The organism is Dyella agri, from assembly GCF_044904705.1.
GTDB classification, from domain to species: Bacteria; Pseudomonadota; Gammaproteobacteria; order Xanthomonadales; family Rhodanobacteraceae; genus Rhodanobacter_A; species Rhodanobacter_A agri.
Genome location: NZ_JADIKL010000010.1, coordinates 40,715 through 64,602, shown reverse-complemented (window position 1 = coordinate 64,602; position 23,888 = coordinate 40,715). Strand labels below are relative to the sequence as shown.

The window sequence follows — 23,888 nt, the reverse complement described above, 5'->3', positions numbered from 1 at the left end:
CGCGGCTTCTCATTCCGGCGGCAGCTTGACGCTGAAACGCGCGCCGCCCAGGTCGGGCGAGCGATCCACCGACAGTTCGCCGCGGTAGGCGCGCACGATGTCCTGCACGATGGACAAGCCGATGCCGTGGCCTTGCACGCGTTCGTCGCCGCGCACGCCGCGCTGCAGCACCTTCTCGATCTTGTCCGCGGCGATGCCGGGGCCGTCGTCTTCCACGCTGAGCAGCAGGCCGGGGCGGGCGCGGCCCACCTGGGGCTGCTTCTGCACCACCAGCAGCACGTGGTGGCGCGTCCACTTGAACGCGTTCTCCAGCAGGTTGCCCATCAGTTCGAGCAGGTCGTTGAGCTCGCCGTGGAAGGAGGCGCCGTCTTCGATGTCGAACTCGCACAGCACGTTCTTGGCGGCGTAGACCTTCTCCAGGCCCTGCACCAGGTCCTCGGCATGGCTGGCGATCGGGACGGCGGCAGCGAAGGTCTGGCGACCCGAGGTGGCGGCGCGCGCCAGCTGGTAGGCGACCAGTTCGTCCATGCGGCGCACCTGGTCGAGCACGCCGCGCCGGGTAGGTTCGTCGCTGGCCGACTCCAGCTGCGAGCGGATCACCGCCAGCGGTGTCTTCAGGCTGTGCGCGAGGTCGGCCAGGGTGTGGCGGTAGCGCGTGCGTTGCTCGCGCTCGCTGTTGATGAAGGCGTTGATGCGCTCGGTGAGGCCGGTCAGTTCCAGCGGATACTGGCTGTCCAGGTGGTCGCTGTCGCCGCGTTCGACCCGGCTCATGTCGCTGGCTACCTTGCGCAGCGGGGTGAGGCTCCAGCGCAGCAACAGCAGCTGCAGCACGATCAGCATCACGCCCAGCACCGACAGCCACACTGCCAGAGTGCGCCGGTAGACCGCGTTCTCACCTTCGAGCTGCTGCTCGGTCTGCGCCACCATGATGGTGGCGGGCGTCGACTTTCTGCCGTCCAGCGAGTCGAAGCTCACGCCCCTGGCGTAGTAGTAGAGCCGGCCCATGCGGGTGTCGACCGGACCGGCGAACTGGTCCTTGCCCACCGGCAACGGCTTGAGAAAACTGAAATCGTGGCCGACCGCCGAGGTGGATTCCCAGTGGTAGCCGCCCGGCCCGAGGATCACCGCGTAGAGTCCGGAGCCGGGCTGCGAGAACTTCTGCGGCGGCGAATCGGGCGGCAGCAGGCGGCCGTCGCGGTTGATGTCGATGTGGGTGACGATGTCGGTGACGGCGGCGTCGCGCAGCTGGTCCTGAAGGGTGTTCAGCGCGGTCTGTTGCTTGGCCACGGACATGACCACGCCGACCAGGCCGAGGAAGGCGGCCAGTACGAAGCCGGTGGTGACCGCCGAGCGCGCCGCCAGCGATAGCGGGCGGCGCGGCGCGGGTTCACTCGTCGTCGCCGTCGGTGCGGGGGATGGCAAAGCGGTATCCACGTCCACGCACGGTCTCGATGGGCTTGAGGGCGCCTTCCGGGTCCAGCTTGCGGCGCAGGCGGCCGATGAAGACTTCCAGCACGTTGGAGTCGCGGTCGAAGTCCTGCTGGTAGATGTGCTCGGTGAGGTCGGCCTTGGAGACCAGCTCGCCGGCATGCAGCATCAGGTATTCCAGCACTTTGTACTCGTAGCTGGTGAGGTCGACGATCTTGTCTTCCACCGTCACGGTCTGCGCGGTGGTGTCCAGCTTGATCGGGCCGCAGGCCAGCACCGGCTTGGACCAGCCGCTGGCGCGGCGCACCAGCGCGTTGATGCGGGCCAGCAGCTCCTCGACGTGAAACGGCTTGACCAGGTAGTCGTCGGCGCCTTGCTTGAGGCCCTCGACCTTGTCCTGCCAGCCGCCGCGCGCGGTGAGGATCAGCACCGGATAGCGCTGGCCGTGCTCGCGCAGTGCCTTGATCAGATCCATGCCGGACATCTTGGGCAGGCCCAGGTCGATGATGGCGAGGTCGAATGGCACTTCGCGGCCGAGGTAAAGCGCCTCCTCGCCGTCTTGTGCCGCGTCGACGGCGAAGCCGTCGCGCTTCAGCCGCGCCGCGAGCGTCTCGCGCAGCGGGGCCTCGTCTTCCACCAAGAGGATGCGCATCAGTGTCTCTCCTTGCCTCCGGCGCGCCGGCCGGGCGGGTTTCTGGGTGACGGGGAAGGTTGCCGCATAGTGTCGTTGCCGGTGGCGCGTATCGTCATCACCCGCACGTGGCCTTGCGGCGTGAGCACCTTGATGCGGTACTCGGTGCGGCGGTCAAAATGCCGCGATTCGGCCGACAGTACCTGGCCATTGGTTTCCTGCTGGGCCCGGGTCACCGCCTCGCCGAGGCTGAGATCGGTCGATTTGGCCTGCGCCGACGCCGCGGGGCTCGCGCCCAGCGCCAGCGTCAGCGACGCGAGCAACGGGAGGATTCGGCAGGCTTTCATCGGAATGCTTCGACCACGGTATGTCTCTGGTCGTTCAGTTTGGGCAAGCAGGGCTGAATAGTGACCGGACGGACCGCCGCTGTCACGCGGCCGCCGCCAGCGGCGCCATCGCCTGCTCGATCAGCGCCCAGCCCGCGCCCGGCAGGTGCGCGCCCTCGCTGAGCACGCGGCGGAAGCCGCGCGCGCCCGGCTCGCCCTGGTACAGGCCCAGCAGATGCCGGGTGATGTGCTTGAGCGCGGTGCCGCGTTTCAGCTCGGCTTCGATGTAGGGGCGCAGGCGCAGCAGCACCTCCCTGCGGCCGGGCAGGGGCGTGCCGTAGAGCGCGTGTTCAAGCCGGGCGAGGATGTACGGGTCGTGGTAAGCGGCGCGGCCCAGCATCACGCCGTCCAGTTCGGCCAGTTGGGCCTGCACTTGTTCCACCGTGGTGATGCCGCCGTTGATGGCGACCACCAGCTGCGGGAATTCGCGCTTCAGCCGGTGCACGCGCGGGTAGTCCAGCGGCGGGATCTCGCGGTTTTCCTTCGGCGACAGGCCCTTGAGCCAGGCCTTGCGCGCGTGCACCACCAGCACTTCGACGCCGGCTTCCAGCATGATCTCGGTGAAGCGCTGCAGGTCGGCGTATTCGTCCTGCTCGTCCACGCCGATGCGGCATTTCACGGTCACCGGCACGGTCACCGCGTCGCGCATCGCCTTCACGCAATCGGCCACCAGTGCCGGCTCGTACATCAGGCAGGCGCCGAAGCGGCCGGATTGCACGCGATCGGAAGGGCAGCCCACGTTGAGGTTGATCTCGTCGTAGCCTGCCACTGCGCCCAGCCGCGCCGCCTCGGCCAGCTCGGTGGGCTCGCTGCCGCCCAGCTGCAGTGCCACCGGGTGTTCCTCGTGGCTGTGTTCGAGCAGGCGCAGCTGGCGCCCGCGCACCAGCGCCGCGCTGGTCACCATTTCGGTGTACAGCCTCGCGTGCGGCGACAACAGGCGATGGAAGTAGCGGCAATGCCGGTCGGTCCAGTCCATCATCGGGGCGACGGACAGGCGCCAGGATTCGGCGGAGGCAAGGGGGGCAACGGTGTTCATCAGGCCGCCATTGTCCCGGATCGCGGCGCCTCTGTGGAGTTTCAGCCCGGAACGGGCTCGCGGCGGCCCAGGCGGGCAGAGGCGATGCGCGCGGCCAGCGCCAGTGCCGCCGCCAGCACCACCATCCACATGAGATGCAGGAACCAGCAGGCGATGGCCGCCCACACCAGCGCGACGAACAGGTTGTGCATCAGCCAGCTCCAGGCCTTCGGTCTCGGCATATCCGGCACCAGGTGGCCGATGAAGGCCGCGTAACCCCAGCCCGCCGCAAGGCAGAGATTGACCACCAGCAGCGAAAGCGCATAGATCACGAAGCCGCTGGTCGAATCCACGCCACTTTCGCCGGTGACCATGGTGCGGATCACCACGGGCATCAACGCGATCATGCTCAGCAAGACCATGGTGATCAGGGTCAGCGTATTGTCGGCGCGCCGCAGCTGCGCCAGCGCGCGGCGGTGCTGCAGCCACACCATGCCGATGATGAAGAAGGTGAGGAAATAGGTCGTCAAGGGCATGCCCCAGACCTGCAGCAGGGTCTGGCCCGGCTTCGCCTCCGGGCGCAGTTCCACCGCCGACAAGGTCATCGCGATGGCGAACACGCCGTCGGACAGCATCACCAGCCGGTCGAAATGACGCTGGTGGACATGGTGCTCGCGCACGGCTGGTGCGGCGTTCGGTTCCATCTTCGCTCCCCTCCTCAGGACTGCATGCATGATGCCGGAGAACGCCGTGGGCAGCGATGGCCGGGATCGCGTAAAATGACCGCCACGGCTGCGACCCCACGCGTGGCCACTCGCCAGGTTCACCGGCCTCTTGCCGTCCCACGCGAGTCCCGCGCCGCCGCGCCAGGCGGCGCGCTTCCCCGACCGGCATGCGAGACGACATCGATGGTAGCCATGGCGACCGAGCACGTGATCGACGTGCAGCACTGGAACGACACGCTGTTCTCCTTCCGCACTACGCGCGATCCCGGCTTCCGCTTCGACAGCGGGCAGTTCGTGATGATCGGGCTGGAGAGCGAGGGCCGGCCGCTGATGCGCGCCTACTCGATCGCCAGCGCAAGCTGGGAGGAGCACCTGGAATTCTTCTCGATCAAGGTGGCGAACGGCCCGCTCACCTCGCGCCTGCAGCACCTCAAGCCGGGCGACCCGCTGATCGTCACGCGCAAGCCCACTGGCACCCTGGTGCTCGCCGACCTCAAGCCCGGCAAGCATCTCTACCTGCTCGGCACCGGCACCGGCACCGGCCTGGCGCCGTTCATGAGCATCATCCGCGACCCGGACACCTACGAGCGCTACGAGAAGATCGTGCTGGCCCACGGCGTGCGCCACGTCGACGACCTTGCCTACGCGCATTACCTCGAACACGAACTGCCGCAGCACGAGTATCTGGGCGAGCTGGTGCGCGAGAAGCTGATTTACTACCCCACGGTGACGCGCGAACCGTTCCGCAACCGCGGCCGCATCACGGATGCGATCGCCGATGGCGCGATGAGCGAGGTCACTGGCCTGCCGCCGCTCAATCCGGAAACCGACCGCGTGATGCTGTGCGGCAGCCCGGCGATGCTGGACGACCTCTGCGCCCTGCTCGACGGCCGCGGCTTCCACGCCTCGCCGCGCACCCGCGAACCAGGCGACTACGTGATCGAGCGGGCTTTCGTGGAGAAATAGCCGGCAGCCCGCTGGCGGCGGCAGCGACGCATCGTCGCAGAAACCCGCGGCCAGCCGGAGCGGCGCGTATCATGCGGACATTCGCTACAGGCCGAATATCCGCGGTGCGACACGCCATGCCATCCAGCCATCCGACAGGACGTTTGCATCTGGTCGCCCGCCCGGTCGCCGATGACGGCGACACCACACGCTTCTGTTCCAGTTGCGCGTTCGCCGAGGCCTGCATCGCGGTCGGCTACGGCAAGCCGGAGCTGATGGAGCTGCACTGCCTGGTCGAGCACGTGGGAACGTTCCGCGCGGGCGAGCACGTGTTCCGCACCGGCGATCCGTTCCGTGCGATCTACGCGGTGCGCAACGGCTCGGTGAAGACGCGGCTGTTCGATCGCGACGGCAACGAGCAGGTATTGGGTTTCTACCTGCCAGGCGAGGTGGTGGGGCTCAACGCGATCTATCCCGAGCATTTCCCCTGCGATGCGGTGGCGCTGGAAGACACCCAGTTCTGCCGCTTCTCGTTCCCCGCGATGAGCGCGCTCGCTGCGCGCCAGCCGGCGGTGCAGCAGCATCTGTTCCGGCTGATCAGCAAGGAGCTCGGCGCGGTGTCGCTGCTGGCCGGGGATCACAGCGCGGACGAACGCATGGCCGCGTTCCTGGTCGACCTCTCCACGCGCTACGCGGTGCGCGGTCTGCCCGCCGCGCGCTTCCACCTCAGCATGTCGCGCGCCGATATCGCGAACTACCTGCGGCTGGCCGCTGAGACCGTGAGCCGCGTGTTGGGGCGTTTCCGCGGGCAGGGACTGATCGCGCTGGAAGGGCGCGAACTGGTACTGCTCGACATGGATGGGCTGCGCAAACTCGGCGCCAGTCTGCTGCCGGAGTAAGCCGGGAACTGATCCAGATCAGGGCCCTCGCGGCATCGCCCTGCCAGCATGGCGGACGGATACCGTGCCAGGTGCTTATGTCCACCGCGTCGACTTCACCCGCCATCGCCGACGATCCCGCCGCCCTGCTGGCGGCGGCGCCGCATCGGCCGCTGTTCCTCGCCGGCACCGTGGCGGTGCTGCTCGCCATGGCCTGGTGGACGCTGGAACTGGCCTCGCTGCGCTTCGGCTGGGTGCGCTGGCCGCAACCCACGGTGCCGCCGGTATGGGGACATGCCGTGCTGATCCAGTACGGGCTGTTCCCGCTCTTCATGTTCGGCTTCCTGATGACCACCTTTCCGCGCTGGATGAACGGGCCGGAAGTGTCGCCACGGCGCTACCTGCCGGTGGCCGGCGGTGTGCTGGGCGGCTACGTGCTGGGCACGCTGGGCCTGCTCGGCATGCCGGCGCTACTCAAGCTCGGCCTGGTGGCGATGCTGGCCGGTCATTTGCTGGGCACAGGCACATTGGCCGGGGTGCTCCGCACAGCGACGGACCGCAACTGGCATGGCTGGTCCTGTCTGGCGGCGCTCTGCATGGGCACGCTTGGGCTGGCGGTCTTCACTGCCTGGCTGTTCGCCCCCGGGCTACCGGTGGCGTTGGGCTGGCTGGCGGTGAAGCTGGGTACCTTCGGCTTCCTGCTGCCGGTGTACTTCACGGTGTGCCATCGCATGCTGCCGTTCTTCAGCAAGAACAGGGTGGCCGGTTACGCGATGTGGCGGCCGGCGTGGAGCCTGCCGGTGGCGTGGTCGCTGCTGCTGGCGCATCTGTGGCTGGACTGGACCGGCCTGCCGCAATGGCTGTGGCTGTGCGACCTGCCGCTGGCCGTGCTATTCGGTCTGCATGTGCTGATGTGGAAGCCGTGGCGTTGCCTGCAGCCAGGCCTGCTCGCCGTGCTGCATATCGCGTTCGCCTGGTTGCCGATGGCCTTCGTGCTGTTCTCCGTGCAGGACCTCGCGCTCGTCATCCGCGGCAAACAGGTGCTGGGGCTGGCGCCGCTGCACGCGTTGGCGATCGGCTTCTTCGGCTCGATGCTGGTGGCGATGGTGACGCGCGTCACCCATGGTCATTCCGGACGACCGTTGCAGATGCATCCGGTACCGTGGCTGTGCTTCGTGCTGTTGCAAGGGGTGGCGCTGCTGCGCATCCGCGCCGAACTGGGCGGCGACCGCTACCTGTGGCTGGTGATCGCGGGCGCGGCCTGGCTGCTGGCTTTCCTGCCGTGGGTGCTGCGTTCGGCGTGGATCTATCTCACGCCACGCGCAGACGGCAGGCCGGGCTGAGCACCCACCCGTGCAGGACCTGATCGCGCAGTATTACCCGTGGATCGTGCTGCTGCATCTGGCCTGCGCCATCGTGTTCGTGGGGGCGGTGGCATTCGAGGTGTTCGCGCTGGAGGCGCTGCACCGGCGCTTCGATGTCGCCACGATGCAACAGATCGAGGCTACGGTGATGACGCGGGTGCGTCGCTACATGCCGTTCGTGGTGCTGCTGCTGTTCCTCAGCGGCGGTCTGCTGTTCGACCTGCGTTGCGACGGCATCCGCTGCATCGGCGGTACGCGCTTCGGCGGGTTCCTGCTGGCCAAGGCGATCCTGGCGTTCGGCGTGCTGGGGGTGTTCGTCAATGCGGTGTGGGTTGGCGCGCGCGGGCGCATGAATGCCTGCCGCTTCCGCCATACGCACCGCATCGTGCTGGTGCTGATGGCAGCCATCGTCTTTCTGGCCAAGACCATGTTCTACTTGTAGGCCCTGTCTTTCCCCCATCGCGAGGTGCGCCATGTCCACAGTCCATTTCAAGGGTCAACCGGTACGCGTCGACGGCAGCTTCCCGGCGCCCGGCAGCCAGGCGCCGGCGTTCCGCCTGGTCGGCGGTGACCTGTCCGAAGCCACGCTGGCCAACCATGCCGGCAAGCGCAAGGTGCTGAACATCTTCCCCAGCGTGGACACCGGCGTGTGCGCCACCTCGGTGCGCCGCTTCAACGAGCTGGCGTCGACGCTCGACAACACCGTGGTGCTGTGCATCTCGGCCGACCTGCCGTTCGCGCAGGGCCGCTTCTGCGGCGCCGAGGGCATCCAGAACGTGCAGATGCTGTCGCTGATGCGCGGACGCGAGTTCCTGCGCGACTACGGCGTGGCGATCGCCGACGGTCCGCTGGCCGGACTGGCCGCCCGCTCCGTGGTGGTGCTGGATGCGCACGACAAAGTGATCCATGCCGAGCTGGTGGACGAGATCACCCACGAGCCGAACTACGACGCGGCGCTGAAGGCGCTGGGCTGATCGGCTAGCCACGCGAGCCATCTGACACAACAAAGCCCGCCGGCTGCCCGGCGGGCTTTGTTGTGTCTGGCGCTGCCAGGCGCGCGACTTAGCAGCGACCGACGCCGACTATGGGGATGCCCAGCGGCCGCACGTCCAGCCGTTCGGGCAGCCCCATGCCCATGCGCAAGCTGCGGCCGATACGGTCGGCGTAGTCCTGCATCCGTGCGGCATCGTCTTCGTCCAGCACCTCGTTCGTGGTTTCGTGCCACAGCTCCAGCCAGCGCGCGAAGTGCACGGCGCGGATCGAAGGCTGGCCGCGGTGCACGGCCATCGGGTTGCCGCGATAGCTTTGCGCGCCCAGCGCCACCGAGCACCAGAAGCGTGTGAGCAAGTCCTTGTGTTCCGGCCAGTCATGCACGGCGGCATTGAAGATCGGGCCGATGGAGGCGTCTGCGCGTACTTTGTCGTAGAAGCGTTCGACCAGGGTGGCGATGCGGGTTTCGTCGAGCGTACTCATGGCTTGCTTGTCTTGTCTTCGGCCGGGTCCGGCGTCGCATCCGGTGCGGGTTCGTCCAGCAGCGGCAGGACGCCGGGGGTGTCGAGGTCGTCGAACTGCTGGTGGTTCACTGCCCAGAAGAACAGCGCCACGCCCACCGCCACGACCAGGGCGGTGACCGGGATAAGCACCAGCAGGATGTTCATGCGCGCAGCTCCTGTCGCGGTCCGCCGTCGTCGCGACCGGCGCGCAGCGCGTTCAGTACCACGGCCAGCGAACTGAGCGACATGCCGATGCCGGCCAGCCATGGCGGCACGAAGCCGAGGGCGGCGAACGGTACTGCGCATAGATTGTAGACCAGCGACCCGTGCCGGCCCTGCGCCACGATGCGCCGCAGCTCGATCGCGACGGCGCGGGCGCGGGCGAGTCCGCCCAGGCGATCGTGCAGAAGCAGCAGGTCGGCCTGCGCCTGGGCCAGGCCGGCGCCACCGGCCAGCGCGGCGGAAACATCGGCGGCGGCGAGGATAGGGGCGTCGTTGCTGCCGTCACCCACCGCGAGCACCACGCGGCCCTCGGCGTGCAGTTGGTGCAGCCGGGTCAGCTTGTCATCCGGACTCTGGCGCGCGCGCCAGTCGGCGATGCCGAGCGTACTGGCCAGTGCCGCTACGCGTCCGGCCGCGTCGCCGCTGGCGATGCTCAGCGCGATGCCGTCGCGGCGCAGCGCCTCTAGGGTGGCTTGCGCGTCGTGGCGCGGTCGCTCGGTGAGGCGAAAGGCGGCGATGACACCATCGGCGTCGGCCAGCAGCAAGGCGTCGTGCTGCTGTTCGGGAGCCGGTGCGCGGTCCAGCGCGAAATCGGCGCGACCGAGTCGCAGCGCGTGTCCGGCGACCGTGCCGCGCAGGCCGGCGCCGGCGACGGCTTGCACCTGTTCGGCCTGCCGCATCGGGACATGCTGGTTGGCGGCATCGGCGAGTGCCCGGGCCAATGGATGCGAGCTTTCGCGAGCCAGCGCGGCAGCCAGCGCCAGGACTTCCTCGCGGGTATCGCCGCGCAGCGGTTCGATGCCGGCGAGTTCCAGCCGCGGCACGCCAAGCGTGCCGGTCTTGTCGAACAGTGCAGTATCGACACGCGCCAGCCGGTCCAGCGCGGCACTGTCGGTGACCAGCACACCGTGGCGCGCCAGCACGGCCAAGGCACGGGTGAAGGCCGCCGGTGCGGTGAGCGCGAAGGCGCAGGGGCAGGCCACCACCAGCACGGCGAGCGCGGCATCGAAGGCGCGCGCGGGATCGACCAGCAGCCAGCCGAGTGCGGTGAGCGTGGTGAGCAGCAACACGCGCGCCACGAAGCGGGCGATATCGCGGTCGCTGGCCGTCGCGAAGCTGCGTGCCTGGCGTGCCCGGGCGGCCAGCGACCCGATGCGTGCCATGGCGGTGGCTTCACCGCTGCATTCCACGCGTAGCGTGGCCGGGCCGTCCAGCAACACGCTGCCGGCCACCAGGCGTTCGCCGCGGTAGCGTTGCACCGGGCGCGATTCGCCGGTGAGCAGGGCTTCGTCCAGCCGCGCCGCATCGACCTCCAGCACGCCGTCGGCGGGCACGCTGGCACCTTCGGCGATGTGCACGCGGTCGCCGACGCGCAGCGCCAGCGCGGGCACGGTTTCCAGCGCGCCGCCGTCGCCGAGTCGCTGTGCGAGTAGCGGGGCCGCGTCGAGCACGGCGTCGCCCAGCGCATTGCCGTGCTGGCGCGCGCGCAGCTCAACGTAGCGCGCGGCCAACAGCAGGAACACGAACATGCTCACCGAATCGAAGTAGATCTCGCCGCTGCCGCGCAGCGTGTTGCAAGCGCTGGCGATGAACACCAGCGCCACCGCCAGCGCCACCGGCAAATGGATGCCGAGCCGGCGTTCGCGCAGCTCGCGCATGGCGCCGACGAAGAACGGCCGCGCGGAATAGGCCACCAGCGGGATCGTGGTGAGGAAGCCCAGCCAGCGGAACAGGCCGCGGGTGGTGAAATCCACGAAATCGACCGCGCCGATGTAGATCACCAGCGCATAGGCCATCACCTGCATCATGCACATGCCGGCGACGAGCAGGCGTTTCAGCACATCGTGCAGTTCGGCGGCACGCGTGTCGTCGGCATCGTCGTGCGGTAGTGGCTGGGCCGGGCATTGCAGCGCGGCGCAGCGCTCGACCAGGGTATCCAGCGAGAGCCGGCGCCCATCCCACACCACGCGCAGGCGGCGGGCGGCGGGGAGGATGGCTACGCGCTCGACGCCGGGCAGGGCGCGGATCGCCTGTTCCAGCGCGAGCGCGCGGCGCGGTTCGCCCAGCGCGTCGACGCGCAGCGCCACTTCGCTGCGGCCGTCGCGGCGTGGCCGCAGCACCTGGGCGAGCAGCAGCGGGTGGCCCCAGACGGCATCGGCGTTCATGGCGCGCTGGCGGCGTGGCTGCTGTGCGCGCTGGCGGGTACGCCGAACACCGTGTGCGCAGTTTCCAGTGGCGTGTCGGCGCTGCGCGCGCTGGCCACGATAATCCACGCGCAGCCGGCCAGCGAGGCGACGAACACGACGACGCCCAGCCACAGGATCGGCTGCTGGTACCAGCGGCCGTCGGCCTCGATCCGCGATGGTTCAGTCCGCGGCGCCGGCATCAGGATGCGACAGATGGTAGACATAGGCTGTCAGCACGTGGATCTGCTGCTCGCTGAGGCGCTTGTCCCACTCCGGCATGTGGCCTTGGCGACCATCGTGGATGCTGGTCTCGATATCGGCCAGCGTGCCGCCGTGCAGCCAGATGTGGTCGGTGAGGTTGGGGGCGCCCAGCGCCTGGTTGCCCTTGCCGTCGGGGCCGTGGCAAGCCGCGCAGGTGGTCTTGAAGATCGGTTCGGCGGCGGCCGCCATCTTCGCGTCGTGCGGCGAGCCGGACAGGCTCAGGACGTACTGGGCGAGGTTCTTCACGTTCTGCTCGCCGAGGCTCGCCCAGGGCGGCATCACGCCAGCGCGGCCGTCGTGGATCGAGGTGGCGATGTCCTTGCCGCTGCCGCCGTACAGCCAGTCCTGGTCGGTGAGGTCGGGTGCGCCGAGCTGCTGGTTGCCCTTGCCGCTGCGCTGGTGGCAGGCCGCGCAGTTGTCCTCGAACAGTACCTTGCCGAGCTGCTGCGCGGCGGGATCGCCGGCCAGCTGTTCGGGCGGGTACAGCGCGAAACGCTGCATCAGCGGCTCCAGCTTCGCCGTGTTGGCGGCCTGCTCGTTGGCCAGCTGGCCGTGCGAGGTCCAGCCCAGCACACCCTTGAAGCTGCCGAAGCCGGGGAACAGCGCCAGGTAGACGAAGCCGCTCAGGAACATCGCACCGGAGAGCAACACCCACCACAGCGGCAGCTTGCGTACACCTTCGCGCAGCACGCCATGCGCCCACACGTGGCCGCTGGTGCCGTCGGGCTGGGTAGGGATCTTCGCGCGCGGTCCCCACAGGAACAGGAAGAAGGTGATGCCGAGATTCAGCACCACCAGGAACATCACCCACAACGACCAGCCGGTGCTCATCGCGCCTTCTCCCCTGTCGCGCCGTCGGTGGGCAGGTCTTCATCCTGCATCGGCAACTGCGCCATCCGGTCGAACGCCGGCTTGTGGTATTTGCGCCAGGCCCAGATCCAGATGCCGATGAAGCTCAGCATCATCAGCACGATCATCACGCCGGCGAGGTGACCCCAGAACGGACTCATGGCGCACCTCCATCGCCGGCTGGCGCCGCGTCGGCGCTGCCGACGGGCTCGTTCCTGATGCCCAGGCCCTGCAGGTAGGCGATCAGCGCGTCCAGCTCGGTCTTGCCCTTTACCGCGTCGGGCGCGGCGGCGATATCGGTATCGCTGTACGGGTCGCCCAGCTTGCGCAGCACGCGCATGCGCGCCTGGATGTCGGCGCCGTCGATGCCGGCCTTCGCCAGCCACGGGTAGCCGGGCATGTTGGACTGCGGCACCACGCTGCGCGGGTTCATCAGGTGCATGCGCTGCCAGTCGTCGGAATACTTGCCGCCGACGCGGGCGAGGTCGGGGCCGGTGCGCTTGGAACCCCACTGGAACGGCCGGTCGTAGACCGACTCCTCGGTGGTGGAGTAGTGGCCGTAGCGCTGGGTCTCGAAGCGCAGCGCGCGGATCATCTGCGAGTGGCAGAGGTAGCAGCCCTCACGCACATAGACGTCTTTGCCGGCCAGCCGCAGCGGGTCGTAGGGATGCACGTTCGGTGGCGCCTTGAGCGAATGCGCCTCGACGAACAGCGGGGTGATCTCGGCGAGCCCGCCCAGCGAGACCATGATCGCGATGCCGATGCCGAGCAGGCCGGCGTGCTTCTCGATCGCTTCGAAATGCCTGTAGGTCATGGTCAGCCCCCCACCGGCAGCGGCGCCGGGATCTGGTGAGGCTCGGGCTCCGGGACCGGCACCGGGATCGGCTTGATGAGGCGGGCGCGGGCGTCGGCGGCGGTGTGCCACAGATTCCACGCCATCACCCACATGCCGGCCAGGATCAGCACGCCGCCCAGCCAGCGGATCAGGTACATCGGCTTGATCGCAATCAGGCTGTCCAGGAAGCCGTACTTCAGCGAGCCGTCGGGCAGGGTGGCGCGCCACATCTCGCCCTCGGTCACGCCGGCGGTCCACATCGCGCCGATGTACAGCAAGGTGCCGGTCATATGCAGCCAGAAGTGCACGTCCATGCCGCGCACGGAGTACATCGCCGGGCGGCCCAGCGCGCGCGGCGCCATCGCGTACAGCGAGCCGATGGTGATCATCGCCACCCAGCCCAGCGAGCCGGAATGCACGTGGGCGATCGTCCAGTCGGTGTAATGCGACAGCGAGTTCACCGTCTTGATCGCCATCATCGAGCCTTCGAAGGTGGCGGCGGCGTAGAACACCAGCGCCATCACCATGAATTTCACCGCCGGGTCGCTCTTCACCTTCTGCCAGGAACCGTTGAAGGTCAGCAGGCCGTTCGCCGCCGAGCCCCAGCTCGGCATCAGCAGCACCAGCGAGAACGCCATGCCCACCGACTGCACCCAGTCGGGCAGGGCGGTGTACATCAGGTGGTGCGAGCCGGCCCACATGTAGACCGAGATCAGCGCCCAGAAATTGACGATGGAGAAGCGATAGCTCCACAGCGGCTGCTGCGCCTGGCGCGGCACGAAGTAATACATCATCCCGAGGAAGCCGGCGGTGAGGAAGAACGCCACTGCGTTGTGGCCGTACCACCACTCCACCATCGCGTCGACCGTGCCCGAATAGATCGGGTAGGACTTGGTCCAGGACACCGGCAGCGACAGGTGGTTGACCACGTGCAGCAGTCCCACCGCGATGATGAAGGCGCCGTAGTACCAATTCGCCACGTAGATGTGCTTGATGCGCCGGCGCGCCAGCGAGCCGAAGAACACCACGCCGAAGCTCACCCACACTACCGCGGTGAACAGCGCGACCCACCATTCCGGCTCGGCGTACTCCTTGCTGGTGGTAAGGCCCAGCGGCATCGACACCATGGCCGCCACGCAGACGATCTGCCAGCCCCAGAAGGTGAAGCCGGCCAGCCGGTTGAAGGCCAGCCGCGCATGGCCGGTGCGCTGTACCACGTAGTAGCAGGTGCCCATCAGGGCCGAACCGCCGAAGGCGAAGATCACCCCGAAGGTGTGGTCGGGACGCAAGCGGCTGAAGGTGATCCAGGGCAGGTCGAAGTTGAGCGCGGGCCACATCAGCTCGGCGGCGATGTACACGCCGACCGACATGCCGATGATGCCCCAGACCGCAGCAGCCAGCAGGAACTGGCGGACGACCTTGTCGTTGTAGTACTCGGTGGCGGGCATGGGCGTCCCCAGGTTTGGTGCTGGCATTTTCGCGGGCGCGCGCATGCGCTGCGATGACCGCGGTCAGATGGCTGCGGCAATCTGTCCCCTGGCGGCGGCAGCCTGATCCAGGTCATGGCCGTCGCCGTCGCGAAGCATGATGCTGGTCGGGCGTGAAGAATCCGACTAGGCCGATATCCGATGGCGCACGTCGTCACCGAGAACTGCATCAACTGCAAGCACACCGATTGCGTCGAGGTGTGCCCGGTGGACTGCTTCCACGAAGGGCCGAATTTCCTGGTGATCGACCCGGACGAATGCATCGACTGCACGCTGTGCGTGGAGGAGTGCCCGGTGGGCGCGATCTTCCCCGAGCTCGACGTGCCGGCGGGGCAGGAAGGTTTCCTCGCGCTCAATGCTGAGCTCGCGCGGGAGTGGCCGGTGCTGGTGCGCAAGAGGCCGGCCATGGAAGACGCCGGCAAGTGGGATGGTGTGCCAGGCAAGCTGGCGCTGCTGAAACGCTAGGGGAGACGGGGGGACAAAAAAGCCCGCTTGCGCGGGCTTTTTTGTTTGAGCAGCGCGGCCAGGGATCGCCGCCTTACTTGGCTACCACGCGCACCATTTCCAGGCACTTGTTGGAATAGCCCCACTCGTTGTCGTACCAGCTCACCAGCTTCACGAAGGTGCTGTCCAGCGCGATGCCGGCTTCGGCATCGAACACCGAGGTGCAGGTCTCGCCGCGGAAATCGGTGGCGACCACCTTGTCCTCGGTATAGCCCAGCACGCCCTTCAGCGCACCCTCGCTCTGTGCCTTCATCTCGGCGCAGATTTCGGCGTAGGTGGCGGGCTTCTCCAGCTCGCAGGTGAGGTCGACCACCGAGACGTCCGAGGTCGGCACGCGGAAGCTCATGCCGGTGAGCTTCTTGTTGAGCTCGGGGATCACCACGCCGACTGCCTTCGCGGCGCCGGTGCTCGACGGGATGATGTTTTCCAGGATGCCGCGACCGCCGCGCCAGTCCTTGTTCGACGGACCGTCCACGGTCTTCTGGGTGGCGGTGGCGGCGTGCACGGTGGTCATCAGGCCGCGCTTGATGCCCCACTTGTCGTTCATCACCTTGGCGATGGGCGCCAGGCAGTTGGTGGTGCAGCTGGCGTTGGAGATGATCGCCTCGCCCTTGTAGCTCTTGTCGTTGACGCCGTAGACGAACATCGGCGTGTCGTCCTTGGACGGGGCGGACAGGATCACCTTTTTCGCGCCGGCATCGAGGTGCTTCTGCGCGCTGGCCTTGTCGAGGAACAGGCCGGTGGATTCGATCACCACGTCGGCGCCCACTGCGTCCCACTTCAGGTTGGCGGGGTCGCGCTCCTGGGTGAGGCGGATCGTGCTGCCGTTGACCACCAGCTGGCCGTTCTCGATCGACACTTCGCCCTTGAAACGGCCGTGCACCGAGTCGTAGCTCAGCATGTAGGCGAGATAGTCCGGCTCCAGCAGATCGTTGATCGCCACGATCTGGATGTCCTTGCCGAAGTTCTGCACCGCTGCACGCAGCACGTTGCGACCGATGCGGCCGAAGCCGTTGATGCCGACCTTGATGGTCATGGGACAGCGTCCTCCAATACGACGGGAAAGATAGCCGCGCGCGGCGGCCGGAAACCGCGATTTTAGCGGGAATGGGCCGCGGCTGCCTGCTTAGCGGGAGCCGTGCGCCGGTTTGCTGCAATAGATGTCGTGCAAGGTGGTCATCAGTGCCTGCACCGGTCCGGCAGCAAGGCGGTAATGCACCGCCTGCGCTTCGCGGCGAGTCTGCACCAGCGCGGCCTCACGCAGCCTGGCCAGATGCTGCGACAGTGCCGATTGCCCCAGTTCCAGCCGCTCCAGCAATTCGCCCACCGTCAGCTCGCCCTCGGCCAGATGGCACAGGATCAGCAGGCGCTGTTCGTTCGCCAGTGCTTTCAGCAGTTCACTGGCGTCGCCGGCATGCGCGCGCATGCGGGCCGGATCGGTGGCGGTCTTCATGGCGGCATTGTGTCATGACTTGCTAAATTAGCAATATCTAATATTATGCGTCGGATTCGACCCTGGGAGAACCGCCCGATGCCTGCCGAGATTGCTTCCTTCTTCCACGCGCCAACCTCCACCTGGACGCATGTGGTCGGCGATCCGGCGACCAGGGCGGCGGCGGTCATCGACCCAGTGCTGGACTTCGATCCGGTCAGTGGCCGCCTCGGTACCCAGGCGGCGCGCGGCGTGCTCGATCATCTTCATGCGCATGGGCTGGACCTCAAGTGGATCCTGGAAACCCACGCGCATGCCGACCATCTCACCGCTGCCGACTGGCTGCGCGGGCAGACGGGCGCTGCGGTAGCAGCGGGCGCCGGCATCGTCGAGGTGCAAGCGGCATTCAAGCAGCGCTTGGACCTGGATGCTTCGTTTGCGGCCGATGGCTCGGCATTCGATCGCTTGTTGCACGATGGCGACGTGCTGCCGCTGGGAGAGCTGGCGCTGGAGGTGCTGGCCACTCCGGGCCATACCGCCGACAGCGTGAGCTACCGGATCGGCGATGCGGTGTTCATCGGCGACACGCTGTTCTCGCCGTCCGCGGGCAGCGCGCGTTGCGATTTCCCCGGCGGAAGCGCTGCAGCGCTGCATGCCTCGGTGCGCCGGCTGTATGCCTTGCCGGACGAGGTGCGGCTGTATCTGTGCCACGACTATCCCGCCGAAGGCGCCGCGCCGCGCAGCATGGTGCCGCTGCCCGAGCAGCGTGAGCACAACGTGCATCTCGTTGCCGCCACCAGCGAAGCGGATTTCGTGGCACTGCGCCAGCGTCGGGATGCCACGCTGGCGACGCCGCGGCTGTTCTGGCCGGCGCTGCAGGTCAACATCCGCGCTGGCGGACTGCCGCCGGCCGATGGGGAAGGACGGCGCTTCCTGAAGCTGCCGCTGGATGCGGTCGCACTCGAGGCGCCGCGATGAGCACCGTGTTCACGCCGTGGAGCGCGCTGGGCGGAGGCGTCCTGATCGGCTTGGCGTCGCTGCTGCTGCTGGCTGCGCTGGGGCGCATCGCCGGCATCAGCGGCATCGCCGCCGCACTGTTGCCGCCGCGTCGCGGCGACATCGCATGGCGGCTCGCCTTCGTGCTCGGCCTGCCTTCGGGTGCGGCGTTGTGGATGCTGGGCGAGGGTGGAGCGCCGCTGGCCAGTCATGCGCCGCCATGGCAGCTCGCGCTGGCCGGCCTGCTGGTGGGCGTGGGTACGCGCATCGGCTCGGGCTGCACCAGCGGCCACGGTGTATGCGGGCTGGGGCGTTTCTCGCTGCGCTCGCTGGCGGCGGTACTCACCTTCATGCTGACCGCGATGCTGTGCGTCTACACATGGCGCCACCTGCTGCCGGGGTGGCAGGGATGAAATCGTGGATGGCGTATCTGGCGGGCTTGCTGTTCGGCGCAGGCCTGGCATGGTCGGGCATGGCGAATCCGCACAAGGTGCTGGGCTTCCTCGACATCGCCGGTGTGTGGGATCCAAGCCTGCTGCTGGTGATGGCCGGCGCGACACTGACTTATGCGTTCGGCCAGCGCCTGGTGACGCGAAAGGCGCGGCCGTGGCTGGACGATCGTTTCCACCTGCCTGCGAAGCGCCGCATCGATGCTCGCTTGCTGGCGGGTGCTGCCGTGTTCGGCATCGGCTGGGGCTTGGCTGGCTACTGCCCCGGCCCGGCATTGGCTGGCATGGGCCTGGGCAACACCGATCTTGTCTGGCTGCTGCCGGCGCTGCTGTTGGGCTGGTGGCTGGCAGGGCGCGTCCGGCGCGAATGAGGATCCCGGCGCGCTATGGCACACTGCCGGGCCATCTGCCGCTCGCGATCCCCAGCCATGCCGTCTGCCCGCCGTCTGCTTGCCGCTTCGCTGGCCATGCTCGTCGCCATTCCCGTCGCGCAGGCCTGGGGGCCGCTGGGCCACAGCGTCGTTGCCGCGCTGGCGCAGCGCCACTTGAGTCCTGCTGCCGAGGCTGAGGTGGAACACCTGCTGGCAGCGGACCACACGACCCGACTGGCCGATGTCGCCAGCTGGCCTGACCAGATCCAGGACAACCCCGCGCAGGCGACGTTGTGGCAGCAGACGCGCAAGCTGCACTACATCAATTTCCGCGGTGGTCCGGCCTGCGATTACGTACCGCCGCGCGACTGTCGCGATGGCGAGTGCATCGTGGCGGGTCTGCAGCATTACGTGGCGATCCTCGGCGACCGTTCGCAGCCGGACAGCGCGCGTCGCGATGCGCTGGTTTTCGTGGTGCATTTCATGGGTGACCTCCACCAGCCGCTGCACGACGGTTACCGCGACGATCTCGGCGGCAACAAGTACCAGGTGCAGTTCGACGGCAAGGGCAGCAACCTGCACAAGGTGTGGGACTCGGGCATGTTGAAGACGCGCGGCCTCGACTGGCAGGCCTATACGCAGAAGCTCGACGCCGAAGGCCCGGCGGCGCTGCCGCTGCCGGTGGCGCCGCTGGACGATCCCTACGCGCAGTGGGCGGAGGAATCCTGCCGCATCACCGCCGCGCCCGCTTTCTATCCGGACGGCCACAAGGTCGGCCAGGACTATGTCGACGCCGAGTTGCCGGTGGCCGAAAACCAGTTGCGCATCGCCGGGCGCCGGCTGGCCGAAGTACTGAACCTCGCGCTGACCCCGCAGTGAGCGTCGCCTGCGTGACGCGTTGCATACGAATGCAGGCTGGCACGGAGCCGCGCATCTGTTAGCCTCGGCAGCATGACTGACACTCCTCTGCGCCGCACCAAGATCGTTGCCACCCTGGGCCCCGCCACCGACGCGCCGGGCATGCTCGAACAGATCATCGCCAATGGCGTCGATGTCGTTCGCCTCAACCTTTCGCACGGCCAGCCGGACGACCACCGCGCCCGCGCCGCTGCAGTAAAAGCCGCAGCGACGGCGGCGGGCCGCGAGGTGGGCGTGCTCGCCGATCTGCAGGGCCCGAAGATTCGCGTGGAAAAATTCGCGAACGGTCCGATCCAGCTCGAAGTCGGCCAGCCTTTCGTGCTGGATTGCCGCGCCGATGCGCCGCCCGGCGACATCAGCCGCGTGGGCGTGAGTTATCTCGGCTTGCCGCGCGATGTGCATCCCGGTGACGTGCTTCTGCTGGACGACGGCCTGGTGGCGCTCACCGTGAACGAGGTGGCCGGCACCGAGATCCGCTGCACCGTGCTGGTGGGCGGCAAGCTTTCCGACCGCAAGGGCCTCAATCGCCAGGGTGGCGGACTTTCCGTCTCCGCGCTGTCGGACAAGGACAAGGCCGACATCAAGCTCGCTGCCGAGATCGGCGCGGATTTCCTCGCGGTTTCCTTTGTGCGCTCGGCCGAAGACATGCACCTGGCGCGCCGCTTGCTGCACGAAGCCGGTGGCAACGCCGCGCTGGTCTCCAAGATCGAGCGCGCCGACGCGATCCCCGTGCTGGGCGAGATCATCGACGCCTCCGACGTGGTGATGGTGGCGCGCGGCGATCTCGGCGTGGAGATCGGCGACGCCGAGCTGCCGGGCCTGCAGAAGAAGATCATCCGCGAGACCGTGCAGCGCAACCGCGCGGTGATCACCGCCACGCAGATGCTGCAATCGATGGTGCGCTCGCCGATCCCCACCCGCGCCGAAGTGCTGGACGTGGCGAACGCGGTGATCGACGGTACCGACGCGGTGATGCTGTCGGAGGAGACCGCCGCGGGCGCGCACCCGGACAAGGCGGTGGCTGCGATGGCGCGCATCTGCCTCGGCGCCGAGCGCCAGTTCGAGCCGAAGGAAGATCTGGCCAACGCCGGCCACCGGCTCAATCGCGCCGACCAGGCGATCGCGCTGGCCGCGATGGTGCTGGCCGGCCAGCTCGGCGTGCGCGCGATCGTGTCGCTCACCGAGTCCGGCGCCACCGCGCAGTGGCTGTCGCGTTACCGCAGCGCGGTGCCGATCTACGGCCTGTCGCCGTTCGCGGCGTCTCGGCGTCGCATGCAGGTGCTGCGCGACGTGCGGCCGGTGGAATTCAGCCATGGCGAGAACCAGAGCATGGCCGCCTCTACCCGTGCTGCGGTGAATCTGCTGTTCGCACAGGGCAAGCTGGCCGAGGGCGACAGCGTGGTCATCACCTACGGCGACCGCGTGGGCCATGTCGGCGGCACCAATACGCTCAAACTGCTGCAGGTGGGCGCGGACGGTATGGTGGACAGTTTGCGCGACCTTTGACCATCACGGGCATGGTGTTCCAGGAAGGGAGATGAAGACCACGCTCTATACCGTGCTTTGCGTTGCGATCAGGCTTGGTGCGGTCTTGATGGCGGTGGGGCTGTTTGAGCGATTGCCCGTGTTTCTTTGGGAGTCGCCATCCGGCGGCTTCGCTCTGGATGCCGTGCTGCTGGCTGTATTCGGTCTGCTCGTCGCGGGCGCGCTATGGCTTTGGCCGGGCATACTTGCGGGTTGGACGATTGGCCGGCGTGGGCACGAAACGCTTGAAACCCAGCTGGATGCCGATGGCCTGATGCGCGTGGCGCTGACCGTGACCGGCGCCCTGCTCAGTGTGTCGGGTCTGGCGGGCTGTCTTGGACACGTGCTCACCATGTTTCTTTTCCAGAGCCGCATGGCGGATGCAACGACCGGGCAATTGCCGGTGTCGGAGTGGCACTGGGTGATTTACTACATCGTGCAGACGGGTGCCGGCGTGGCTTTGATGTTGGGCTCGCGCGGGTTGGCGAACGTCCTGCAGCATGTACGCGGTCGTCAACCGCAGGTCCTGGCGGATACTGACGACGAGATCGTGCCACGCGGCTAGACTGAGACCGTCCCCAACCCCACCGGAGCGTCCGCCATGAATTCGCGTGCCCCTCGCCTGATGCGTTCCCTGCTGCTGGTACCGGCGCTGGTTTGTGCCGCCACGGCGTGGGCGCAGTCGTCCCACCGGATCGATCCGCAGAACCTGTACCACTACTGGATCCGCCTCAATACCAAGGTGAACACCGACCTGCCCAATTCGGGCCTCAACCTGAGCAAGCCAGGCTGCGCGGCGGTGACCTATACCATCGGCTCCGACGGCGTGCCGATGAACGTGCAACTGGTCAAACTGGTGCCCAAGAGCGATCTGGGCAATACCGCGGTGACCGCGGTGAAGAACTTCCGCTACGGCCCCTCGCTGACCAATCGCGTCGGCCAGCCCATCGACACCTACTACATCGTGCCGTTCAACGCGCCGGAAGGCGCCGACGGCATGCAGAAGGTGATGGCGCCCTGCAAACTGGCCGGCTACGGCGGCTGAGCCGGGGGCTCGCCGGAGCCCCGCCGGACCCAGGTCCTGCGGGGCGGGGCGGTTCCGTTATAATCTGCGGCTTTAATCACGCCGTCCCGGTCCGGGGCGGTGTCCACCCTTGAGCGGGCTGGTATCACCTCGCTGTACGGAGCCGTCATGAGTATTGAAGATCTCGAAAGCGTCGCCTTGGCCATGGTCGCCCCGGGCAAGGGCATCATTGCCATCGACGAGTCGACCAACACCATCAAGAAGCGTTTCGAGGCCGTCGGCATCGAAAACACCGAAGAGAACCGCCGTGCCTACCGTGAGCTGCTGCTCACCACGCCGGGCCTCAGCGAGCACATCTCCGGCGCGATCCTGTACGACGAGACGATCCGCCAGTCGACCAAGGACGGCGTGCCGTTCACTCAGGTGATGAAGAAGGCCGGCATCATCCCCGGCATCAAGGTGGACAAGGGCCCGGTGCCGCTGGCCGGCTTCCCCGGCGACGTGGTCACCGAGGGTCTGGACGGGCTGCGTGAGCGCCTCGCCGAATACGTGAAGCTGGGCGCCCAGTTCGCCAAGTGGCGTGCGGTGATCAACATCTCCGAGGACAATCCCAGCTCGACCGCGATCGAGGCGAACTGCCATGCGCTGGCCCGCTATGCCGCGCTGTGCCAGGAAGCTGGCCTGGTGCCGATGGTCGAGCCGGAAGTGATCATGGACGGCGATCACAGCATCGAGGTGAGCTACGAAGTGCACGAAGCCGTGCTGCGCAGCCTGTTCAACGCGCTGTACGAGCAGAACGTGATGCTGGAAGGCACCATCCTGAAGGTCAGCATGGTGATCCCGGGCAAGGATTCGTCCGAGCAGGCCGACGTCGAGGACGTCGCCGAAGCCACCGTGCGCGTGCTCAAGACCTGCGTGCCGGCTTCGCTGCCGGGCATCGTGTTCCTCTCCGGCGGCCAGACTGACGAGCAGTCGACCGCGCACCTCAACGCGATGAACCGCATCGGCCCGCACCCGTGGCCGCTGTCGTTCTCCTATGGTCGCGCCATGCAGCAGGCCGCGCTGAAGCTGTGGGCCAAGGACATGAAGGCCAACTACGCCGATGCGCAGAAGACCGTGCACGCCCGCGCCAAGGACAACGGCCTGGCCGCGCTGGGTCGCTGGAACGGCTGAGGGCCGCGTTCCTGCGGATATTCCTGATCGCGGGAACCGGCGGGCTGCCATCTGGCGGCACCGCGCAAAGAAACGGGCGCCTCGCGGCGCCCGTTTCGTTTTTCACCGTGATCAACGATCTGGTCAGAAGCGGAATTCTGCGCTGGCCGAAATCATGTCGGTGCTGAGGTCGACGCTGTGCTTCTTGGCGTCGAAGTAGTCGTAGTTCAGGCCGACGCTCACGTTCTGCGTGATGTTGTAGCCCACGCCGGCACCGGCGTACCAGCTGTTGTCGCTCAGGCCCTTGTTGATCGGGTTCACGTCGTTGCTCATGCCGTGGCCGGTCCAGCTATAGAGGCCGGCGCGGCCGCTGAGGTACCAGCTCGGGCTCAGGTCGACATGGGCGTTCGCGCCCGCGGTCCAGCCGTGCAGCTGGGACTTGCCCGGAGCGATCACCGGGGAGCTGTTGAAGATGTTCTTCGCGCGGATGTTGCCCAAGTCGTTGTAGCCCACTTCGGCGCCCAGCGAGAAGTTCGGCGTGAACGACCAGCGATAGCCACCGTTCAACGCGTAACCGGTGTCGTGGCCGTTGTTGTAGGGGCCATGGTCGATCGCGGTGCGACCCACGTTGCCGTTGATGAACCAGCCGCCGTTGTCGGTCGGCGCGCTCTGCGCGAAGGCGGCGGGGATGGCCAGCATGCCAGCGGAGGCGAGGGCAAAGGCGAGCAAGGTCTTTTTCATGGAGAGTCTCCTGTTATGAGGAAGCGGTCGCCGGCCATCGGGGAAAAGGGCGGCGCCGCATGCCTGACGCTT

At 67.6% G+C, this 23,888-nt stretch carries 30 protein-coding genes; 14 read left to right on the top strand and 16 right to left on the bottom strand.

Annotated features, from left to right (window positions below; all coding sequences use genetic code 11):
• Positions 1-9: 9 nt before the first annotated feature.
• From ISP14_RS15865 to ISP14_RS15845, 5 genes are all read right to left on the bottom strand, one after another.
• Positions 10-1,422: an ATP-binding protein gene (locus tag ISP14_RS15865; RefSeq protein ID WP_404541731.1), complete on the bottom strand. Its 1,413-nt coding sequence runs from the start codon at positions 1,420-1,422 to the stop codon at positions 10-12.
• The gene (locus ISP14_RS15860; RefSeq protein WP_367845376.1) at positions 1,388-2,080 is read right to left on the bottom strand and encodes a response regulator transcription factor; all 693 of its coding nucleotides are present in this window, start codon (positions 2,078-2,080) and stop codon (positions 1,388-1,390) included. The genes ISP14_RS15865 and ISP14_RS15860 overlap by 35 nt, the downstream gene beginning before the upstream one ends.
• Positions 2,080-2,406 carry a PepSY domain-containing protein gene (locus ISP14_RS15855; protein ID WP_404541654.1) on the bottom strand — a complete coding sequence of 109 codons (327 nt, stop codon included), beginning with the start codon at positions 2,404-2,406 and terminating at the stop codon, positions 2,080-2,082. Before ISP14_RS15855 ends, ISP14_RS15860 begins: the two co-directional genes overlap by 1 nt.
• 82 nt (positions 2,407-2,488) lie before the next feature.
• A complete protein-coding gene (gene dusA, locus ISP14_RS15850) occupies positions 2,489-3,481 on the bottom strand; it encodes a tRNA dihydrouridine(20/20a) synthase DusA (protein ID WP_404541652.1) in 993 nt (330 codons plus the stop codon).
• Positions 3,482-3,522: 41 nt separating this feature from the next.
• On the bottom strand, positions 3,523-4,164 hold the full coding sequence (locus ISP14_RS15845; RefSeq protein WP_404541649.1) for a TMEM175 family protein: 642 nt from the start codon (positions 4,162-4,164) through the stop codon (positions 3,523-3,525).
• Positions 4,165-4,368: 204 nt separating this feature from the next.
• On the opposite strand from ISP14_RS15845, the gene ISP14_RS15840 reads away from it, so the two are divergent.
• From ISP14_RS15840 to tpx, 5 genes are all read left to right on the top strand, one after another.
• Positions 4,369-5,151, top strand: a complete 783-nt coding sequence (locus ISP14_RS15840; protein WP_404541648.1) for a ferredoxin--NADP reductase — start codon at positions 4,369-4,371, stop codon at positions 5,149-5,151.
• A gap of 116 nt (positions 5,152-5,267) precedes the next feature.
• Positions 5,268-6,029 carry a helix-turn-helix domain-containing protein gene (locus ISP14_RS15835; protein ID WP_404541645.1) on the top strand — a complete coding sequence of 254 codons (762 nt, stop codon included), beginning with the start codon at positions 5,268-5,270 and terminating at the stop codon, positions 6,027-6,029.
• A gap of 77 nt (positions 6,030-6,106) precedes the next feature.
• A complete protein-coding gene (locus ISP14_RS15830; RefSeq protein WP_404541643.1) occupies positions 6,107-7,351 on the top strand; it encodes an NnrS family protein in 1,245 nt (414 codons plus the stop codon).
• Between the two features lie 10 nt (positions 7,352-7,361).
• Positions 7,362-7,814: a hypothetical protein gene (locus ISP14_RS15825; protein ID WP_404541641.1), complete on the top strand. Its 453-nt coding sequence runs from the start codon at positions 7,362-7,364 to the stop codon at positions 7,812-7,814.
• Positions 7,815-7,845: 31 nt separating this feature from the next.
• Entirely contained in the window at positions 7,846-8,346 is a 501-nt protein-coding gene (gene tpx, locus ISP14_RS15820; RefSeq protein WP_404541639.1) for a thiol peroxidase, read from the top strand.
• A gap of 88 nt (positions 8,347-8,434) precedes the next feature.
• On the opposite strand, the gene ISP14_RS15815 is transcribed toward tpx, so the two are convergent.
• The 8 genes from ISP14_RS15815 to ccoN are packed head-to-tail and all read right to left on the bottom strand — an operon-like array spanning position 8,435 to position 14,666.
• On the bottom strand, positions 8,435-8,845 hold the full coding sequence (locus tag ISP14_RS15815; protein WP_404541637.1) for a group III truncated hemoglobin: 411 nt from the start codon (positions 8,843-8,845) through the stop codon (positions 8,435-8,437).
• On the bottom strand, positions 8,842-9,030 hold the full coding sequence (ccoS, locus tag ISP14_RS15810; protein ID WP_404541636.1) for a cbb3-type cytochrome oxidase assembly protein CcoS: 189 nt from the start codon (positions 9,028-9,030) through the stop codon (positions 8,842-8,844). The genes ISP14_RS15815 and ccoS overlap by 4 nt, the downstream gene beginning before the upstream one ends.
• Positions 9,027-11,252 (bottom strand): heavy metal translocating P-type ATPase, encoded by a 2,226-nt coding sequence (locus ISP14_RS15805; protein WP_404541634.1) that lies wholly within the window; start codon positions 11,250-11,252, stop codon positions 9,027-9,029. The genes ccoS and ISP14_RS15805 overlap by 4 nt, the downstream gene beginning before the upstream one ends.
• Positions 11,249-11,497: a hypothetical protein gene (locus ISP14_RS15800; protein WP_404541632.1), complete on the bottom strand. Its 249-nt coding sequence runs from the start codon at positions 11,495-11,497 to the stop codon at positions 11,249-11,251. Before ISP14_RS15800 ends, ISP14_RS15805 begins: the two co-directional genes overlap by 4 nt.
• Positions 11,454-12,365 (bottom strand): cytochrome-c oxidase, cbb3-type subunit III, encoded by a 912-nt coding sequence (ccoP, locus tag ISP14_RS15795; protein ID WP_404541630.1) that lies wholly within the window; start codon positions 12,363-12,365, stop codon positions 11,454-11,456. The genes ISP14_RS15800 and ccoP overlap by 44 nt, the downstream gene beginning before the upstream one ends.
• Positions 12,362-12,544, bottom strand: a complete 183-nt coding sequence (locus tag ISP14_RS15790) for a cbb3-type cytochrome oxidase subunit 3 (protein ID WP_404541627.1) — start codon at positions 12,542-12,544, stop codon at positions 12,362-12,364. The genes ccoP and ISP14_RS15790 overlap by 4 nt, the downstream gene beginning before the upstream one ends.
• A complete protein-coding gene (gene ccoO, locus ISP14_RS15785) occupies positions 12,541-13,197 on the bottom strand; it encodes a cytochrome-c oxidase, cbb3-type subunit II (RefSeq protein ID WP_404541625.1) in 657 nt (218 codons plus the stop codon). The genes ISP14_RS15790 and ccoO overlap by 4 nt, the downstream gene beginning before the upstream one ends.
• Before the next feature lie 2 nt (positions 13,198-13,199).
• Positions 13,200-14,666: a cytochrome-c oxidase, cbb3-type subunit I gene (gene ccoN / locus ISP14_RS15780; protein WP_404541623.1), complete on the bottom strand. Its 1,467-nt coding sequence runs from the start codon at positions 14,664-14,666 to the stop codon at positions 13,200-13,202.
• Positions 14,667-14,846: 180 nt separating this feature from the next.
• Here ccoN and fdxA point away from each other — a divergent pair, with 180 nt between their 5' ends.
• Complete coding sequence (gene fdxA / locus ISP14_RS15775; RefSeq protein ID WP_404541622.1) at positions 14,847-15,170, top strand: ferredoxin FdxA; 324 nt, start codon at positions 14,847-14,849, stop codon at positions 15,168-15,170.
• Positions 15,171-15,243: 73 nt separating this feature from the next.
• Here the strand turns inward: fdxA and gap are convergent, their stop codons facing one another.
• Both gap and ISP14_RS15765 read right to left on the bottom strand, forming a co-directional pair.
• Positions 15,244-16,245 (bottom strand): type I glyceraldehyde-3-phosphate dehydrogenase, encoded by a 1,002-nt coding sequence (gene gap / locus ISP14_RS15770; RefSeq protein WP_404541620.1) that lies wholly within the window; start codon positions 16,243-16,245, stop codon positions 15,244-15,246.
• A gap of 90 nt (positions 16,246-16,335) precedes the next feature.
• A complete protein-coding gene (locus ISP14_RS15765) occupies positions 16,336-16,662 on the bottom strand; it encodes an ArsR/SmtB family transcription factor (RefSeq protein ID WP_404541618.1) in 327 nt (108 codons plus the stop codon).
• Positions 16,663-16,740: 78 nt separating this feature from the next.
• Between ISP14_RS15765 and ISP14_RS15760 the strand changes: the two genes are divergently transcribed.
• The 8 genes from ISP14_RS15760 to ISP14_RS15725 all read left to right on the top strand — a co-directional run bounded on the left by ISP14_RS15760 (position 16,741) and on the right by ISP14_RS15725 (position 23,096).
• The gene (locus tag ISP14_RS15760) at positions 16,741-17,619 is read left to right on the top strand and encodes an MBL fold metallo-hydrolase (protein WP_404541617.1); all 879 of its coding nucleotides are present in this window, start codon (positions 16,741-16,743) and stop codon (positions 17,617-17,619) included.
• 5 nt (positions 17,620-17,624) lie between these two features.
• The gene (locus ISP14_RS15755; protein WP_404541729.1) at positions 17,625-18,050 is read left to right on the top strand and encodes a YeeE/YedE family protein; all 426 of its coding nucleotides are present in this window, start codon (positions 17,625-17,627) and stop codon (positions 18,048-18,050) included.
• On the top strand, positions 18,047-18,457 hold the full coding sequence (locus ISP14_RS15750; protein ID WP_404541616.1) for a DUF6691 family protein: 411 nt from the start codon (positions 18,047-18,049) through the stop codon (positions 18,455-18,457). Before ISP14_RS15755 ends, ISP14_RS15750 begins: the two co-directional genes overlap by 4 nt.
• 57 nt (positions 18,458-18,514) lie before the next feature.
• Positions 18,515-19,336: a S1/P1 nuclease gene (locus tag ISP14_RS15745; protein WP_404541614.1), complete on the top strand. Its 822-nt coding sequence runs from the start codon at positions 18,515-18,517 to the stop codon at positions 19,334-19,336.
• 72 nt (positions 19,337-19,408) lie between these two features.
• A complete protein-coding gene (pyk, locus tag ISP14_RS15740) occupies positions 19,409-20,881 on the top strand; it encodes a pyruvate kinase (RefSeq protein WP_404541612.1) in 1,473 nt (490 codons plus the stop codon).
• 31 nt (positions 20,882-20,912) lie between these two features.
• The gene (locus ISP14_RS15735; protein WP_404541611.1) at positions 20,913-21,464 is read left to right on the top strand and encodes a hypothetical protein; all 552 of its coding nucleotides are present in this window, start codon (positions 20,913-20,915) and stop codon (positions 21,462-21,464) included.
• Positions 21,465-21,500: 36 nt separating this feature from the next.
• Entirely contained in the window at positions 21,501-21,944 is a 444-nt protein-coding gene (locus ISP14_RS15730; protein ID WP_404541610.1) for an energy transducer TonB, read from the top strand.
• Positions 21,945-22,091: 147 nt separating this feature from the next.
• Positions 22,092-23,096, top strand: coding sequence for a class I fructose-bisphosphate aldolase (locus ISP14_RS15725; protein ID WP_404541608.1), 1,005 nt, complete (start codon positions 22,092-22,094; stop codon positions 23,094-23,096).
• 123 nt (positions 23,097-23,219) lie between these two features.
• Here ISP14_RS15725 and ISP14_RS15720 read toward each other — a convergent pair whose 3' ends face one another.
• Positions 23,220-23,816 (bottom strand): porin family protein, encoded by a 597-nt coding sequence (locus ISP14_RS15720; protein WP_404541606.1) that lies wholly within the window; start codon positions 23,814-23,816, stop codon positions 23,220-23,222.
• Positions 23,817-23,888 lie beyond the last annotated feature (72 nt).

Bases quoted from the DNA above. Each gene is read 5' to 3' on its own strand.
- ISP14_RS15860 (WP_367845376.1), bottom strand. From the start codon at position 2,080: ATGCGCATCCTCTTGGTGGAAGACGAGGCCCCGCTGCGCGAGACGCTC.
- ISP14_RS15855 (WP_404541654.1), bottom strand. From the start codon at position 2,406: ATGAAAGCCTGCCGAATCCTCCCGTTGCTCGCGTCGCTGACGCTGGCG.
- dusA (WP_404541652.1), bottom strand. From the start codon at position 3,481: ATGAACACCGTTGCCCCCCTTGCCTCCGCCGAATCCTGGCGCCTGTCC.
- ISP14_RS15845 (WP_404541649.1), bottom strand. From the start codon at position 4,164: ATGGAACCGAACGCCGCACCAGCCGTGCGCGAGCACCATGTCCACCAG.
- ISP14_RS15840 (WP_404541648.1), top strand. From the start codon at position 4,369: ATGGTAGCCATGGCGACCGAGCACGTGATCGACGTGCAGCACTGGAAC.
- ISP14_RS15835 (WP_404541645.1), top strand. From the start codon at position 5,268: ATGCCATCCAGCCATCCGACAGGACGTTTGCATCTGGTCGCCCGCCCG.
- ISP14_RS15830 (WP_404541643.1), top strand. From the start codon at position 6,107: ATGTCCACCGCGTCGACTTCACCCGCCATCGCCGACGATCCCGCCGCC.
- tpx (WP_404541639.1), top strand. From the start codon at position 7,846: ATGTCCACAGTCCATTTCAAGGGTCAACCGGTACGCGTCGACGGCAGC.
- ISP14_RS15815 (WP_404541637.1), bottom strand. From the start codon at position 8,845: ATGAGTACGCTCGACGAAACCCGCATCGCCACCCTGGTCGAACGCTTC.
- ccoS (WP_404541636.1), bottom strand. From the start codon at position 9,030: ATGAACATCCTGCTGGTGCTTATCCCGGTCACCGCCCTGGTCGTGGCG.
- ISP14_RS15805 (WP_404541634.1), bottom strand. From the start codon at position 11,252: ATGAACGCCGATGCCGTCTGGGGCCACCCGCTGCTGCTCGCCCAGGTG.
- ISP14_RS15800 (WP_404541632.1), bottom strand. From the start codon at position 11,497: ATGTCTACCATCTGTCGCATCCTGATGCCGGCGCCGCGGACTGAACCA.
- ccoP (WP_404541630.1), bottom strand. From the start codon at position 12,365: ATGAGCACCGGCTGGTCGTTGTGGGTGATGTTCCTGGTGGTGCTGAAT.
- ISP14_RS15790 (WP_404541627.1), bottom strand. From the start codon at position 12,544: ATGAGTCCGTTCTGGGGTCACCTCGCCGGCGTGATGATCGTGCTGATG.
- ccoO (WP_404541625.1), bottom strand. From the start codon at position 13,197: ATGACCTACAGGCATTTCGAAGCGATCGAGAAGCACGCCGGCCTGCTC.
- ccoN (WP_404541623.1), bottom strand. From the start codon at position 14,666: ATGCCCGCCACCGAGTACTACAACGACAAGGTCGTCCGCCAGTTCCTG.
- fdxA (WP_404541622.1), top strand. From the start codon at position 14,847: ATGGCGCACGTCGTCACCGAGAACTGCATCAACTGCAAGCACACCGAT.
- gap (WP_404541620.1), bottom strand. From the start codon at position 16,245: ATGACCATCAAGGTCGGCATCAACGGCTTCGGCCGCATCGGTCGCAAC.
- ISP14_RS15765 (WP_404541618.1), bottom strand. From the start codon at position 16,662: ATGAAGACCGCCACCGATCCGGCCCGCATGCGCGCGCATGCCGGCGAC.
- ISP14_RS15760 (WP_404541617.1), top strand. From the start codon at position 16,741: ATGCCTGCCGAGATTGCTTCCTTCTTCCACGCGCCAACCTCCACCTGG.
- ISP14_RS15750 (WP_404541616.1), top strand. From the start codon at position 18,047: ATGAAATCGTGGATGGCGTATCTGGCGGGCTTGCTGTTCGGCGCAGGC.
- ISP14_RS15745 (WP_404541614.1), top strand. From the start codon at position 18,515: ATGCCGTCTGCCCGCCGTCTGCTTGCCGCTTCGCTGGCCATGCTCGTC.
- pyk (WP_404541612.1), top strand. From the start codon at position 19,409: ATGACTGACACTCCTCTGCGCCGCACCAAGATCGTTGCCACCCTGGGC.
- ISP14_RS15735 (WP_404541611.1), top strand. From the start codon at position 20,913: ATGAAGACCACGCTCTATACCGTGCTTTGCGTTGCGATCAGGCTTGGT.
- ISP14_RS15730 (WP_404541610.1), top strand. From the start codon at position 21,501: ATGAATTCGCGTGCCCCTCGCCTGATGCGTTCCCTGCTGCTGGTACCG.
- ISP14_RS15725 (WP_404541608.1), top strand. From the start codon at position 22,092: ATGAGTATTGAAGATCTCGAAAGCGTCGCCTTGGCCATGGTCGCCCCG.
- ISP14_RS15720 (WP_404541606.1), bottom strand. From the start codon at position 23,816: ATGAAAAAGACCTTGCTCGCCTTTGCCCTCGCCTCCGCTGGCATGCTG.